The sequence below is a fragment of the Massilia sp. IC2-278 genome, assembly GCF_020708045.1.
Classification (GTDB): domain Bacteria; phylum Pseudomonadota; class Gammaproteobacteria; order Burkholderiales; family Burkholderiaceae_D; genus Telluria.
The window spans coordinates 213463-228221 of the sequence record NZ_JAJFES010000003.1; the positions used below are offsets into that span (position 1 = coordinate 213463).

The 14759-nt window shown below is 67.3% G+C and carries 14 protein-coding genes; 2 read left to right on the forward strand and 12 right to left on the reverse strand.

Annotated elements, in window-relative coordinates; all coding sequences use genetic code 11:
- Positions 1-261 precede the first annotated feature (261 nt).
- Positions 262-2097: a DUF885 family protein gene (locus tag LK540_RS08685; protein WP_229436793.1), complete on the reverse strand. Its 1836-nt coding sequence runs from the start codon at positions 2095-2097 to the stop codon at positions 262-264.
- 113 nt (positions 2098-2210) lie between these two features.
- Here LK540_RS08685 and LK540_RS08690 point away from each other — a divergent pair, with 113 nt between their 5' ends.
- On the forward strand, positions 2211-3104 hold the full coding sequence (locus LK540_RS08690; RefSeq protein ID WP_229436794.1) for a LysR family transcriptional regulator: 894 nt from the start codon (positions 2211-2213) through the stop codon (positions 3102-3104).
- Positions 3105-3236: 132 nt separating this feature from the next.
- Here LK540_RS08690 and LK540_RS08695 read toward each other — a convergent pair whose 3' ends face one another.
- The 7 genes from LK540_RS08695 to ccoN form a co-directional block, all read right to left on the reverse strand.
- Entirely contained in the window at positions 3237-3749 is a 513-nt protein-coding gene (locus tag LK540_RS08695) for an SRPBCC domain-containing protein (RefSeq protein WP_229436795.1), read from the reverse strand.
- A 99-nt stretch (positions 3750-3848) separates the two neighbouring features.
- A complete protein-coding gene (locus LK540_RS08700; protein ID WP_229436796.1) occupies positions 3849-4370 on the reverse strand; it encodes a FixH family protein in 522 nt (173 codons plus the stop codon).
- Between the two features lie 8 nt (positions 4371-4378).
- Positions 4379-5758 carry a cytochrome c oxidase accessory protein CcoG gene (ccoG, locus tag LK540_RS08705; protein ID WP_229436797.1) on the reverse strand — a complete coding sequence of 460 codons (1380 nt, stop codon included), beginning with the start codon at positions 5756-5758 and terminating at the stop codon, positions 4379-4381.
- Positions 5755-6705 (reverse strand): cytochrome-c oxidase, cbb3-type subunit III, encoded by a 951-nt coding sequence (gene ccoP, locus LK540_RS08710; protein ID WP_229436798.1) that lies wholly within the window; start codon positions 6703-6705, stop codon positions 5755-5757. Before ccoP ends, ccoG begins: the two co-directional genes overlap by 4 nt.
- Positions 6698-6862, reverse strand: coding sequence for a CcoQ/FixQ family Cbb3-type cytochrome c oxidase assembly chaperone (locus tag LK540_RS08715; protein WP_229436799.1), 165 nt, complete (start codon positions 6860-6862; stop codon positions 6698-6700). Before LK540_RS08715 ends, ccoP begins: the two co-directional genes overlap by 8 nt.
- A gap of 9 nt (positions 6863-6871) precedes the next feature.
- Entirely contained in the window at positions 6872-7489 is a 618-nt protein-coding gene (ccoO, locus tag LK540_RS08720) for a cytochrome-c oxidase, cbb3-type subunit II (protein ID WP_229436800.1), read from the reverse strand.
- A gap of 15 nt (positions 7490-7504) precedes the next feature.
- The gene (gene ccoN / locus LK540_RS08725) at positions 7505-8980 is read right to left on the reverse strand and encodes a cytochrome-c oxidase, cbb3-type subunit I (RefSeq protein ID WP_229436801.1); all 1476 of its coding nucleotides are present in this window, start codon (positions 8978-8980) and stop codon (positions 7505-7507) included.
- Positions 8981-9381: 401 nt separating this feature from the next.
- Between ccoN and LK540_RS08730 the strand changes: the two genes are divergently transcribed.
- Entirely contained in the window at positions 9382-9783 is a 402-nt protein-coding gene (locus LK540_RS08730; RefSeq protein WP_229436802.1) for a TraR/DksA C4-type zinc finger protein, read from the forward strand.
- 3 nt (positions 9784-9786) lie between these two features.
- Here LK540_RS08730 and LK540_RS08735 read toward each other — a convergent pair whose 3' ends face one another.
- The 4 genes from LK540_RS08735 to LK540_RS08750 all read right to left on the reverse strand — a co-directional run bounded on the left by LK540_RS08735 (position 9787) and on the right by LK540_RS08750 (position 14757).
- Positions 9787-11238, reverse strand: coding sequence for an alpha/beta fold hydrolase (locus LK540_RS08735; RefSeq protein ID WP_229436803.1), 1452 nt, complete (start codon positions 11236-11238; stop codon positions 9787-9789).
- A gap of 88 nt (positions 11239-11326) precedes the next feature.
- On the reverse strand, positions 11327-11479 hold the full coding sequence (gene ccoS / locus LK540_RS08740; RefSeq protein ID WP_229436804.1) for a cbb3-type cytochrome oxidase assembly protein CcoS: 153 nt from the start codon (positions 11477-11479) through the stop codon (positions 11327-11329).
- A gap of 24 nt (positions 11480-11503) precedes the next feature.
- Entirely contained in the window at positions 11504-14014 is a 2511-nt protein-coding gene (locus tag LK540_RS08745) for a heavy metal translocating P-type ATPase (RefSeq protein WP_229436806.1), read from the reverse strand.
- On the reverse strand, positions 14011-14757 hold the full coding sequence (locus LK540_RS08750; RefSeq protein WP_229436807.1) for a sulfite exporter TauE/SafE family protein: 747 nt from the start codon (positions 14755-14757) through the stop codon (positions 14011-14013). Before LK540_RS08750 ends, LK540_RS08745 begins: the two co-directional genes overlap by 4 nt.
- Between the last annotated feature and the right edge of the window lie 2 nt (positions 14758-14759).

Consider the following 14759-nt stretch of genomic DNA (forward strand, 5'->3'; position numbering starts at 1 on the left):
CGATGGTAAAGCCCATTATGCCGCAGTTGTAGGGTGAACCGGGCCGCGCAAGGCACCTGTGTCCACGCGGTCTCACCATTTGCGACCATGCGCCGTTGTTTTATACGGCACGGATGATCAGCCGTCGTACAGCGTGGACACAGGTGTCCACCCTACAAAAACGGGACAGTAGGGTGGGTTCTCGAACCCACCAGCTGTAACCGGTGGTGCGAACGTGCACGCGTGGTTGTGGTGGGTTCGAGAACCCACCCTACCAGCTGATTATGCCTTGGCTTTCTCCTTGGCGATCCACCCATCCACCAGCTGCCCCAGCACATCCAGCGGCACCGACCCGGCGCTCAGCACCATGTCATGGAAGGCCGGCAGCGAGAACTTCGCGCCCAGCTCCGACTTCGCCTTCTCGCGCAGTTCGACGATGCGCAGCATGCCGATCATGTAGGCCGTGGCCTGGCCCGGCCATGCCACATAGCGATCGACCTCTTCGACATTGATGCCGTAGTCGACCGCCTGCTGGCGCGTCCAACCCTTGGTATGCAGGCCGGTATCCACGACGAGGCGCCGCGCGCGGAACAGCTCCGAACCCAGCGCGCCGAGCAGCCCCGGCACGTCGCCTTCGTACCAGCCCTGCTCCACCGCCAGCCGCTCGGTGTACAGCGCCCAGCCCTCGCTGTGCGCGCTGCCGCCGCTGAAGATGCGCTGGCTGCGGAATTTCGGGATGCCTTCCAGCTCCTGCTGGATCGCCAGCTGGAAGTGGTGGCCCGGCACGGCCTCGTGGTAGGACAGGCTGCGCATGCGGATCATGTTGAAGGTCGGGCCGCGCAGCGGCACCCAGAACACGCCCGGACGGCTGCCGTCCGGCGCCGGCAGGCTGTAGTGGGCGGCGGCCGAGGCCTCGGTCAGCGGCGGTTCGCGGCGCACTTCCACCGGTGCGCGCGGCTTCAGGTTGAACAGGGCTTCGCTCCGGCGCTCGGCGTCCTTCACCATCTCGGCATACTTGGCCAGGATGGCCGGACGCGGGTCTTCCTCGCCCTTCGGCTGGAAGGTGGCGTCGAGCGCCTTCATGCGCGCCTCGATGCTGCCGTCGGCAAAGCCCAGCGTGCGCAGGTGCTTGTCCATCTCGGCTTCGATGCGCGCCACTTCGCGCAGGCCGATGGCGTGGATCTGTTCAGCCGTCAGCTTGGTGCTGGTGTAGTTCTCGATCGCGCGGTTGTAGGCGGCCAGGCCGTTCGGCAGGCGCGAAATGCCGGCCGTGTCGTTCGTCTTCGGATGCAGCTCCGCCATGAAGGCCTGCACGCGGGCGTAGGCCGGGCGAATCCTGTCTTCGACGATCTTCGTCGCACGCGCGATGGCCGCCGTACGTGCTTCCGGGCTCAGGTCCTTCAGGGCCGCGCTACGCTGCTCGAGCGAGGTGACCAGCACGTTCTGGGCGGCGGCGGGCTTCAGGAAGGTGTCGACCTGGTACTGGGCACGCTCCAGGATGAAGCGCGGCGGGATCATTTTCTTCGCCGTGGCGTTCTTGGCGCGGGCCAGGGCTTCGTCCATGCGCGTGCCCACCTGTTCCAGGCGCGCCAGGTAGCTGTCGACGTCCGACGCGCGGCGCATCGGGTGGGTTTGCGTCATGAAGTTGACCAGGCTGACCTGGGCGCCGCTGAACTGCTGGAACACGAAGCCGTGGTCCTCGAAAGGCTCGTTGGCGACCGTGTTCGATAGCGACCAGCGCATCACCGACGCTGAGATGCGCTGGGTTTCGTCCAGCGGACCGGCCATCCATTTGTCCAGGCGCGCGATGCCCTGTCTGGCCAGCGCGATCATCTTCTGGCGCTGGGCCGGGGTTTGCGGGGTCAATTGGCGGTCCAGCGCATCCTGCTCGGCGCCGCTGAAGTACTGGGTCGAGGTGGCGAACTGCGGGTTCTGGCGCACCCAGTCCTGGGCGAAGGCGTCGGCCCATTTGTCGAAGGCGGCGTTCGGTTTGACGGCAGCGGCGGATGCGGCCGGCGCGGCAAGGGCTTGCTGCGGCAGGACGGCGGCTGCGATGGCAAGCGGGAGGAACAGCGAGGCACAGGCGGAACGCAGGATGCGCGGGGAGGATACGGGCATGGATGTCTCTTCTAATTGGTGGTGCGGCGGGTGCCGTGCCGAAAATCTAACATGGAAGAGTTGGCGCGGACAGTCTTTACGGCTGCTGTTCGAGCGTGTGGGACAATCCCGCCATGATCAGCCTGCGCAACCTCGACCTGAATTTACTCAAGGCGCTCGACGCCCTGCTCGACGAGCGCAGCGTCACGCGCGCCGCCGCGCGCCTGAACCTGACCCAGTCGGCGATGAGCGGCACGCTCACGCGTCTGCGCGAGAGCCTGGACGATCCACTGTTCTTGCGCGCCCAGCGCGGCATCGTGCCGACCGTGCGCGCACTCGAACTGGCGGCGCCGGTCAAGCGCGTGCTGGGCAACATCGAGGCCCTGCTGCAACCGCCGCTGTTCGACCCGGCCAGCGCCACGCTGACGCTGACGATTGCCGCCACCGATTACGCGCTGCGTGCGATTGCGGTGCCCTTCCTCACCGCGCTGAAAACGCAGGCGCCGATGATGCGCGTGGCGCTGGTGCCGGTGCAGGGCGAAGCGGTGCAGGAGCAGCTGGAACGCGGCGCGGTCGACCTGGCGCTGGTGACGCCCGAGACCACGCCGCCCGACATGCACGCGCAGCGCCTGTTCGACGAGCATTACGTGTGTGCGATGCGTGCCGGGCATCCGGCGGCCCAGGAAGGCGTGTTGACGCTCGACGCTTTTTGCGCGCTCGACCATGCGCTGGTGTCGTACGAAGGGGGCGAATTCGGCGGCGTGACCGATGCGGCGCTGGCGCGCCTTGGGCGCACGCGGCGGGTGTCGCTGTCGGTGACGTCGTTTTTGGTGCTGCCGGAGATCTTGCGGGGCAGCGATTTGGTGGCAGTGGTGCCGGCCAGGCTGGTGGCCGGGCTGGAGGGGCTGGCGGTGATGGCGCCGCCGCTGGAGATTCCGGGGTTTACCAAGGTGGTGGCGTGGCATGCGCGGACGGAGCGCTCGCCGGCGCATCAGTGGGTGCGCGAGGTGCTGGTTGGGTGTACGTAGGGTGGGCACCTGTGCCCACGCGGTATAGTACAGAAGCGCACCACAGGCGCTTTTAAGAAGCTACGGTAGTGGCGTCCCGTGTTTTCAGGCGGTGACACAGCGTGGACACAGGTGTCCACCCTACAAAAGCGATCAACGCCTAGCGCGCAACGCCGCTCCGGCCAGCCCCTCGATCCATTCCTGGTGCGCATTCAGCATCGGATTCGGCTTCGTGGCGGCCAGTTCCCGCGCCGGCTCCCCGATCTGGGTCTCCTGCGTCAGGATGCGCACCCGGCCGCCCGGCAGGTCTTCGAACAGCCACGCATGGTGCACATCGAGCCGCGCGCCATTGCCATCAACGCCCCAGCCATGCCAGGCCACGCGCGCCGGCTTGCCATCGGCAGGCGGAACATATTCGTTCACTTCCGCCTCGATCACGAAGCCGAAGGTGACGAAGCGAAAGCGCGCGCCGGGATTCAGCAACGGCCCGCTGCCGTCGTGGAAAACGATGCCCGAGGCATTGCTGTAATAGCTCGCCCAGGCCCCGGTATCGTTCAGCTGCGCCCAGGCGCCCGCGGCGTCCAGGCCGGCGACCGTGATTTCGTTCGAGACGTAGTTATCGGTGGTGCCGGGCAGGTAGCCTTGCGGCCAGATGATGTCGCTCATGGTGCTCTTCCTTTGTCGATTCGATGAGCGGCATGATGGCGCTGGCGGTGATATTAGTCCAATCGTGTTTTCCGATTCGATACATCGGCGCCGGCGATATCATTTGGGATCGGCCACGATCGCCAGCGCCGGCTGCTTCGCTGGACTCCAGCTGCGCGCCAGCCGCCATTCCCTGCCCTCGCCTTCGACCAGCACCTGCCAGTGGGTCGGTTCCATTCCCTCGACCGTCACGCTGAAATTGCCGTAGTCGTCGGGCCTTACCTCCAGCGTCAGGTCCTTTTGCGGCTGGGTCGGATGCGCCAGGTGGATACGAAACGGCGCCAGCATCGGCCGCCCGAAACCCAGCAAACGCCCGGACAGCGTGCCGGCCTGGGCATCGAAGCGGGCATCCAGCGCCAGCTGCAGCGCCGTCGCCGCACGGTCGCGGCGCAGGTCCTGGTTGATGGCCTTGCCCTGCTTGTAGTAGTCGTCGACCACCATCGCGTCGGGCTGCTGCACGGCCAGCCAGACAGTGACCGCGGTGGCGATCATCACCGCCGCCGGCCCTAGCATGATGAACCAGGGCCAGCGGTGCCTGTACCAGGGCTTCACAAGCGGCTTCTTGACAGCGTGTTGCATCATTCACTCCTTCAACGCGGCACGATAAAGGCCGCTTCTTCGCGCACCGACACCGACGGGTCGTCCAGCGCCGTGACGGTGAACGCGATCCGGTGCGAACCGCCCGCGCCCGCCTCGGCGCGCACCCGTACCGGCACTGCACGCGCGCTGGCGCCATCGAGCGCCACCACATCACGGTTGACAATGCGCGCGCCGGGCATGCCGTCCACGGACAGGCGATATATGCGCGCGCCTTCGCTCGTGTTCATCAGCTGCAAGCGGTACACGTTCTCGATCTGCCCATCCTCGACTTCGCGCCCCATCGAGCCGCGGTCGCGGATCACGTCCACCTTGAGCGGCGTGCGCAAGGCGAGCGAAGTGGTCATGGCCAGGATCAGCAGGCCCAGCACCGCCGTGTAGCCCAGCACTTTCGGACGCAGCAGGCGCCGCTTCACCTCCTCCGTGCCCCAGCCCCGCGCCAGCGCGTTCTCGGTGGCATAGCGGATCAGCCCGCGCGGCTTGCTTACCTTGTCCATCACGCCGTTGCATGCATCCACGCAGGCGGCGCAGCCGATGCATTCGTATTGCAGGCCCTGGCGGATGTCGATCCCGGTCGGGCAGACCTGCACGCACATGGTGCAGTCGATGCAGTCTCCCAGTTTGTCGCCGGCAGTACGGGCGCCGGGCCGGCGCGGTTCGCCGCGCTTGCGATCGTAGGTGACGACCAGGGTGTCGCGGTCGAACATCGAACTCTGGAAGCGCGCATACGGGCACATGTACTTGCACACCTGCTCGCGCATCCAGCCGGCGTTGCCGTAGGTGGCGAAGCCGTAGAACAGCACCCAGAAGCCTTCCCAGGCGCCCAGACTGAAGGTGGCCACTTCATGCACCAGCGTGTGCACCGGCGTGAAGTAACCGACGAAAGTAAAGCCGGTCCACAGGGCGACAGCCAGCCAGGCCGCGTGCTTGGCGCCCTTCTTCCAGATCTTCTCTAACGTCCAGGGCTGGCGGTCGAGCCGGATGCGGGCACTGCGCGCACCTTCGGTTTTCCTTTCGATCCAGAGGAAGAGTTCCGTGTACACCGTCTGCGGACAGGCGAAGCCGCACCATACCCGGCCCGCCACCGCGGTGACCAGGAACAGCCCGTAGGCGCAGATGATCAGGAGGCCCGCCAGGTAGATGAAGTCCTGCGGCCACAGCACCAGGCCGAACAGGTGGAACTTGCGCGCGCCAAGGTCAAACAGCACCGCCTGGCGCCCGTTCCACTGCAGCCAGGGCAGCCCGTAGAACACGATTTGCGTCAGCCAGACGCCGGCCCAGCGCAGGGTCGCATAACGGCCCTTGATTTCGCGCGGGTAGATCTCCTCGCGCGCGGCGTACATCTTGACCACCGCCTCCTTCGGCAGGTTCATTTTGCCGCCACCTTATCGTCGATGGGCTTGGCAGGCTGCGGGTTCGACAGGCTCCACACATAGGCCGCCAGCACGTGCACCTTGGCTTCGCCGAGGAAGTCGCCGAAGGCCGGCATGGTGTTGGTGCGGCCCTTGCGGATGGTTTCCATGATGGTGTCGGCGCTGCCGCCGTACAGCCAGGTTTTATCCGCCAGGTTCGGCGCGCCCAGCATCGGATTGCCCTTGCCTTCAAGCCCATGGCAAGCCGCACAGGCGCCGAACTTGGCCTTGCCGAAGGCGACCTTCACCGGGTCTGCGGTCAGGCCGGACAAGTTGCGCACGTAATGGGCCACGCCTTCGATGTCCTTGTCCGAGCCGAGCGCCGCGCCCATCGCCGGCATCTGGCCGATGCGGCCGGCCATGATGGTCAGTTTGATGGTCTCGGGTTCGCCGCCGTGCAGCCAGTCGGCGTCCGTCAGGTTCGGATAGCCCTTGTTGCCGCGCGCGTCCGACCCATGGCATTGGGCGCAGTAGTTCAGGAACATGCGCTCGCCGATGGCATGGGCCTGCGGGTCGGCCGCCACGGCCTTGATGTCCTGGCTGGCATAGCGCGCGAACAGCGGACCGAAGTCGGTGTCCGCCTGTTTCAGCTCGGCCTGGTAGGCGCCGGTCGAATTCCATCCAAGCTTGCCGCCATAGCTGCCCAGGCCCGGGAACAGCACCAGGTAGACGATGCCGAACACGATGGTGAGATAGAACAGGCCCATCCACCAGCGCGGCATCGGCGTATTCAGTTCGGTGAGGTCCTCGTCCCAGACGTGGCCGGTGGTCTTGGCGGGCTGGCCGTCGGCATCGAGCCTGACCTTGTAGCGCGACTGCGACCATAGCAAAATCGCGCAGCCGGCGATCGAGGCGATGGTGATCAGCGCGACGTACCAGTTCCAGAAGCCGCTGGTGAAGTCAGACATGGTCCTTCTCCTCGTCCAGGAAGGGCAGCGCGGCCGCCTCGTCGAAGTCGCGGCTGCGGTGCAGCAGGAAGGTCCAGAGCAGGATGCCCATGAAGGTGGCGAACGAAACCACCGTCATCACGCTGCTTGCGCTGTCAAAGATGTGTGCGAGTTCCATGTCGGTTCCTCAGTTCCTAGTCTTGATTTGCGTGCCCAGGCCTTGCAGGTAGGCGATCAGGGCGTCCTGTTCGGTCTTGTTCGCCAGTTCGGCCGGCGCACCCTTGATGTCGTCGTCGGTGTAGGGCACGGCGAGGGTGCGCATGGCGTGCATCTTCGGCACGATCTCGGCGGGCACCAGCTTGGTTTTCGCCAGCCACGGATAGCCGGGCATGTTCGATTCCGGAACCACGTCGCGCGGGTTGTCGAGGTGGGTGCGGTGCCATTCGTCGCTGTAGCGGCCGCCGACGCGCGCCAGGTCCGGGCCGGTGCGCTTGCTGCCCCACTGGAAGGGGTGGTCGTAGACGAATTCGCCGGCCACCGAATAGTGGCCATAGCGCTCGGTCTCGGCGCGGAAGGGCCGGATCATCTGCGAGTGGCAGTTGTAGCAGCCCTCGCGGATGTAGATGTCGCGGCCGGCCAGGCGCAGCGGAGAATACGGCTTCAGGCCCGCCACCGGCTCGGTGGTCGACTTCTGGAAGAACAGCGGCACGATCTCGACCAGGCCGCCAAAGGAAATCACCAGGATCACCAGGCCGATCAGCAGCCAGGGATTTTTTTCGATCCATTCATGGGTAAATTTTTTCATTGTTCCGACTCCGGTTCAGACGTGCGAGGGCACGTGCGATTCGACGGCGCAGGCTTCGTCATGCGCGGCATGCGGCTTGTTCGGCTGAGGGATCGGCGCATCCACGTTCACGGTGCCGGCCAGGGTCTTCCAGGTGTTAAAGGCCATCATCAGCATGCCCGAAAGGTAGAGGAAGCCGCCCAGGAAGCGCACCGCATAGTAGGGATAGGTCGCCTTTACGCTTTCGGCAAAGGTGTAGGTCAGCGTACCGTCCGGGTTCACGGCGCGCCACATCAGGCCCTGCATCACGCCGGCGATCCACATCGCGGCGATGTACAGCACGATGCCGATGGTGGCGACCCAGAAGTGCGCTTCAACCAGTTGGACGCTGTACATCTCCTTTTTGCTGGCCAGGCGCGGAATCAGGTAATAGATCGAGCCCATGGTGATGAAACCGACCCAGCCCAGGGCGCCGGCGTGCACGTGGGCGACGGTCCAGTCGGTGTAGTGCGACAGCGAGTTGATGGTCTTGATCGACATCATCGGTCCCTCGAAGGTGGCCATGCCATAGAACGAGAGCGAGACGATCAGGAACTTCAGGATCGGATCGGAACGCAGCTTGTGCCAGGCGCCCGACAGGGTCATCACGCCGTTGATCATGCCGCCCCAGGATGGCGCCAGCAGGATCAGGGAAAACACCATGCCCAGCGACTGGGTCCAGTCGGGCAGCGCGGTGTAGTGCAGGTGGTGCGGGCCGGCCCACATGTAGGTGAAGATCAGGGCCCAGAAGTGGACGATCGACAGGCGGTAGGAGTAGACCGGGCGTTCGGCCTGCTTCGGGATGAAGTAATACACCATGCCGAGGTAGCCGGCGGTGAGGATGAAGCCGACCGCGTTATGGCCGTACCACCACTGGATCATGGCGTCCTGCACGCCGGCGTACACCGAGTAGGACTTGAAGGCAGACACGGGAACCACCGCGCCGTTCACGATGTGCAGCACGGCCACGGCGATGATGTAGGCGCCGAAGAACCAGTTGGCCACGTAGATGTGCTGGACTTTGCGCTTGACGATGGTGCCGAAGAAGACCACGGCGTAGGCGACCCAGACGATGGCGATCAGGATGGCGATCGGCCATTCCAGCTCGGCGTATTCCTTCCCGCGTGTAAAACCCATCGGCAGCGTGATCGCGGCCGACACCAGCACGGCTTGCCAGCCCCAGAAGGTGAAGCTGGCCAGCTTGTCGGAGAAGAGGCGGACCTGGCAGGTGCGCTGGACCACGTAATAGGAAGTGGCGAACAGGCCGCAGATGCCGAAGGCGAAGATCACCGCGTTCGTGTGCAGCGGACGCAGGCGGCCGTAGGACAGCCAGGCGATGTCGAAGTTGAGCGCGGGCCAGGCCAGCTGGGCCGCGATGAAGACGCCGGCGGCCATGCCGATGACGCCCCACACGACCGTGGCGATGGCAAACTGGCGCACGATCTTGTAGTTATAGTTGAGACTGCTTTCCAAGGTACTCTCCCGAGTGGATTGACTGCGATCACAGCAGGGAGAGTAGTTTTCTGGACTTTAAAAATCCTTGATGTGAATCAAAAATGGAAGTTTCACTTGGGATACGAATTAAGTGGCAATGCAGAGTCGGCTCACGATTTCTGGCCCGAGGCGTTGACCGTACGGTGGGCACTCCGTGCCCACGCGGAAGCTTGATCTGCGTTGGCTATTTTCCTTCTGCAAACGCAGCATCCTAGAGCGCGCCGAAAAGCGCCACGCTGGCGTAACCTTGTGTCGAAACGCCGCGGAGCGAATCATCGCGGCCGCCGGCCACCGGAAAGGCACGTACCCGCGTGGGCACGGAGTGCCCACCGTACGGGTGCCGCCAGCTCAATTCAAACATCTCGACAAGGAAAAGCCACATGCCCATCTCGCAATCCCTCCACGAAGAAATCGCCAAACGCCTGCAGCAAGCCCGCGAGGAGGCCCTCGCCACGGTCCGCACCCGCACCGACGCCGATCCCGAAGGCAACGAGCCGCCGGTGATCTCGCCGCGCGCCCACCTGGTGCAGAACGACGACGCGCCCACCGCCGAAATGATCGCCCACGACGAGGAGCACTTCGCCGAGCACGAAACGAATATCCTGCACGAGATCGACGCCGCCATCGGCCGCCTGGAGTCCGGCGGCTATGGCGTGTGCGTGTCCTGCGGCTGCGACATCCCGGAAGAACGCCTGCTGGCCACGCCGACGGTGCAGACCTGCATCCAGTGCCAGGAACGCATCGAGCAGGAAGAAGGCACGGGCCGCGGCCCGACGATGTAAACCTTAGTGCTGCCAGCGCACCTTCACCGCCTGGCACGGCGGCGGCAGCGGCCGCTTGCCAACGAAGGCGTCGATGCCCCGCTCCACGCAGGGGCTGGCGGTCCATAGCGCGAAGTGGGCGCCGTCCGCGATCGTGAAGACCTCGACCGGACCGCCTGCGCGCAGCGCGGCCACGTGCCGCAGCGCGGCGTCGTAGGGAGTCTTCGCATCGCGTTCGCCCTGGATCACCAGGGTGCGCGGCAGGCGCTGCGGCAGTGCCGCGAACATCGCGTCGCGCGGGTACAGCGGCAGGCCGGGCTCGACCAGCAGTCCCGGCAGCGGACTCGAAAACAGCAGCCCCTGCTCTTCCCGGACCACGGCGTCGCGCTCGCGGCCCGGCTGCAAATTGTTTTCCGAGCCGCTGATAATGGACACGAGCGCAATCGAAGGCGGCGACTGCGGAAAGGCGCCGAGCACCGCGGCTTCGCGCTCGATTTCCCGCGTCATCTCCGCGATGCCCTCGGTCCTGCCCTCTTCCAGATCCTTGAGCAGGTAGGGAATACGCGTGGCGGCCTCGGGCACGTCGAGGCTGGCGCCGAAGAAGCGCTTCAGGTTCTTGCCGGGCACCGCGGCCTGCAGCGCCGGGTCGGCGTCGAAGCGCGCCAGCACCCGCCGGTACACCGCCTCGGCCGGCTCGCCCAGCTGGGCATGGCAATAGTCGTAGCCATCGCACCACGCCAGCAGCTTGCGCCCGGCCGCGTCGGTGGTGAGCGAGCGCCGGCTCAGGTCCGAACTGGCGTCGTCCTGCAATGGCACCAGCGAATCGAGCACCACGCCGTCGATGTTCGCGGCGCCCAGCGCCAGTGTGCGCAGTACCAGTTGGGTGCCGTAGGACACGCCATAGACCCAGGTCTGGCCCTTGCCCGGGTGGCTGGCGATCAGGCGCTTCAGGTCATGCGCCGCGTTCGTTTGCGAGAACTGGCGCGCGTAGGCCGGGTTCTCGTTCAGGCGCCGAAAGCAGCTGGCCCACTCGGCCCCGGCCAGGGCGGCGCCGCCGGGCGAGGCCGCTGATTCTTCGTCCGGGCACAGGCGCGTGGAGAATCCCGTGCCGCGGTGGTCCGGGACCAGCAGGTCGAAGCCGGCAAAGGCCTTGCGCAGCACCGGCAGCAGGCCGTAGAACGAGGCGCCCGATTCGCCGGGGCCGCCGGCGACCAGCCACACCTGCCCGCGCGCCTGGCCCGTGGCCGGGAACTTGCGCACGAACAGCTGGAACTCACCTGTTGGTGCGCCGGAAAGGCCCGAAGGATCGGCGGCGACGCGCTCGACGGCGCACAGGCTGCCGGCCAGCGCCGGCTTGCTGGCGGCATCGTCGCAGGGTGCGAAGTCAGCCGCCTGGGCGGTGCAAGCAGCGCCGGCAGCCAGCGACAGGCCCAGGGACAAGGTTGCCGTGCTCAGGCGGCGTTTCAGCTTGTTCATCGCGTCTCGTTTTCTTATCAAAAAACTTAGAGTAACCGCGAGGAAACTTATTGTCGAGAAAGAATGAATCTGTATGTCATGCCGAGCCTTAGCCGGCGGGCCGGTCGTCGTCGCGCAGCAGGCGCAGGGCCGGGCCTTCCAGGTCATCGAACTGGCCGCTGTCGGCGGCGCCGAAGAAAATCCAGAGCGCCAGCGCCACCAGCACCAGGCTCAGGGGAATCAGGAGATACAGCGCTTCCATATGGTCTTCCTTTATTTCCTCAGCTTACTTTCTCAACCTGAGCGCGTTCAGCACCACCACCGCCGAACTCGCCGCCATGCCAGCCCCGGCCAGCCAGGGACTCAGCAGCCCGGTTGCCGCCAGCGGAATCGCGGCCAGGTTGTAGATGCTGGCCCAGGCCAGGTTCTGGCGGATGATGCGCAGCGTGCGGCGCGCGGTGTCGAGGGCCTCGACCAGGGGCAGCAGGCCGTCGCCGAGCAGCACGCAATCGGCGTGCAGCTGGGCCAGCGCGGCGCCGCCGCCCATCGCGAACGACACGTCGGCGCCACGCAGGACGGCGGCGTCGTTGATGCCGTCGCCGACCATCGCGACTGTTGCGCCCTGCGCCTGCAGCTCGCGCACGAAGTCCAGCTTCTGCTGCGGCAGCTGGTCGCCGGCCGCCAGGCGGATGCCCAGCTGCGCCGCCACCTGCTGGGCCGCGCGCGACTCGTCGCCGGAGAGCAGGACCACGGTCTTGCCGGCGGCCTCGACCCGGCGCACGACCGCGAGCGCCTCGGGACGCAGGCCGTCGGCGATGTCGAAGCGCGCCAGCCAGGCGCCCTGCCGGCCGAGCCAGACCGCGCTGCCCTGCGCGTCGGGCGCCGCCGGCATGCGGCGGCCGGCCAGCGCCGCCACGAACGCCGCGCTGCCGAGCCGGTAGCGTACGCCGTCGACTTCGCCTTCGATTCCCTGCCCGACCGTGTGCACGACGTCCCGTGCCTGGCCGGCCGCTTCGGCTGGTTCGGCTTCGGCTTCGGCGGTGTCGGCGGTGTCGGCGGTGTCGGCCGCGGCGGCGCGGATCGCCTTTGCCAGCGGATGCGCGCTGCCGGCTTCGAGGGCGGCGGCAATTGCCAGCGCCTGTGGCGCGCGCTCGCGCGAGGCGCCGAAGCTGCGGGTCTCGCGCACCACGGGCCGGCCCAGGGTCAGGGTGCCGGTCTTGTCGAACACGACGTGGGTGGCGCGCTCCAGTGTTTCCAGTGCGTGCGGCTGCACGGCCAATACACCGCGCCGCAGCAGGCGGTCGGTGGCCGCGGCCAGCGCGGTAGGCGTGGCCAGCGACAGCGCACATGGGCAGGTCACGACCAGTACCGCGATCGCCGCCGGCCAGGCGCGGCCCGGGTCGATCAATTGCCAGGCCAGGAACACGGCCGCGGTCAGCACCAGCAGCGCCGCCACCGACCAGGCGGCGACGCGGTCGGCCCACAAAGCCAGCGCCGGCTTGCCCTGGCCGGCCTTGTCGACCAGGCGCACCAGCAGCGCCAGGGTGCTGTCGCGCGCCGCCGCCTGCACCCGCAGCAGCACGGCCTGGGCCACGTTGACGGCGCCGCCGGGCAGCAGGTCGCCCGGCCCCATGCGCCGCGCCCTGCTTTCGCCGGTCAGCAGCGACAGGTCGGCCTCGGTCTCGCCCTCGACGATCGTGCCGTCGGCCGGCGCCGCCTCGCCGGGCGCTACCAGCACCACGTCGCCCGGCTGCAGGCTGGCCGCCGCCACCAGTTCGGTGGCGCGCTCCAGCGGATAGCCCAGCATGCGCTGGCTTGCAGCCGGCATGCCTTCCTGCAGCGCCTCCAGCGCACGGGTGGCGCGGCGGCGGGCGCCGAGTTCCAGGTAGCGGCTGGCCAGCAGCAGGAAGATGAACATCGTGATCGAGTCGAACCAGACCTCACCCCGTCCCTGCACCAGGGCCACGGTGCTGCCGGTGAAGGCGGCGCCGATGCCGAGCGCCACCGGCACGTCCATGCCCGGCAGGCCGCGGCGCAGGTCGCGCCATGCGCCGTCGAAGAAAGGCAACGCCGAATACAGCACGGCCGGCAGCGTCAGCACGAAGGAAGCCCAGCCCATCAGCGCCGTCATATCGGCATCCATGGTGCCGTCGTCCGCCAGGTAGACCGGCACCGCGTACATCATCACCTGCATCATCGCCAGCCCGGCCACGAACAGCTGGCGGAACAGCTTGCGGCGCGCGCGCTCGAGCTGCTCGCCGTGGCGCTCCCTGTCGTAGGGATAGGCGGTATAGCCGATGGTGCGCAGCGCGCGCAGGATGTCGCTGACCTTGCAGATGGCCGGGTCCCAGCGCACCTGCAGACGCTCGGTGCTGACGTTCAGCAGGCTTTCCTGTACGCCGGGCAGCGCGTTCACGCGGCGTTCGATCAGCCAGACGCAGGCGGCGCAGCGGATGCCCTCGACCGTAAAGCTGCCTTCGCCCGTGTTGTCCGCGGTATCGAACAGCGCCAGCCCGGGCGCGGCGTTGCCGTCGACGGTGGCGCCGTAGCCGTTGCGGGTGTCGTAGTAGTCGGCGCAGCCGGCATCGACGATGGTCTGCGCCGCCGCCGCGCAACCCGGGCAGCACATGGCGCGTTCGACGCCGCCGACCGCGGCGCGCCAGGGGCTATTTTCAGGCAGCGGCAGGCCGCAGTGGAAGCAGCCGGCGGCGGGGTCATCGACGCAGTTGCGGGATGCGGATCGGCTCACCGCGCCGGCATCGTCTTCCACTGCCCTGCCCTCGCCACGGTCCCTCATGGTGCAAGGCACACGAGGTGCAGCCAGCTGGGCGGCAACCCGCCCGCCGCGCGCAGCAGGCCGGTCACGCCGAAGCCCAGCACCAGCGCGCCGCAGCCGATGCGCACCGCCGGCAGGCGCAGCCAGCCGCGCAGGCGGGCGCCAAGCAGGCCGAGCGCCAGCATCATCGGCAGCGTGCCCAGGCCGAAGGCAAGCATGGTCAGCGCGCCGGAGACGACCGAGCCGCTCAGCATCGCCGTGACCAGCACGCTGTAGACCATGGCGCAGGGTAGCCAGCCCCACAGCGCGCCGGCCGCGAACATGCGCCCAGGGGTGTCGGGCGGGCCGATGCGGGCCAACTGCGGACGCACGCGGCGCCACACCAGCTGCCCCGCCCGTTCGATGTGGGCGATGCCGCTCCAGGCGTTCATCAGGTGCAGGCCGAGCGCGACCAGCATCGCGTTCGCCAGCCAGTAGGCGCCGGCCTGCAGCTGCGGCAAAGCTGTCAACGCGGCAGCCCCTTGGCCCACGCCGCCGGCCAGCGCGCCGGCCGTCATGTAGCTGGCGATGCGCCCGGCATTGTAGGCGGCGACGTGCAGGCTGGCGCGGTCGGCGACGGCCGGGCGCAGCGCAATCACCGCCGCGCCCGCGCGCGTACGTGTCGGCGTCAAGGACAATGCACCGACGATCCCGCCGCACATGGCACCGCAGTGGACGCTGCCGAGCAGCCCCACCACGAACACCGGGAACAGGCTCAGGCTCATCC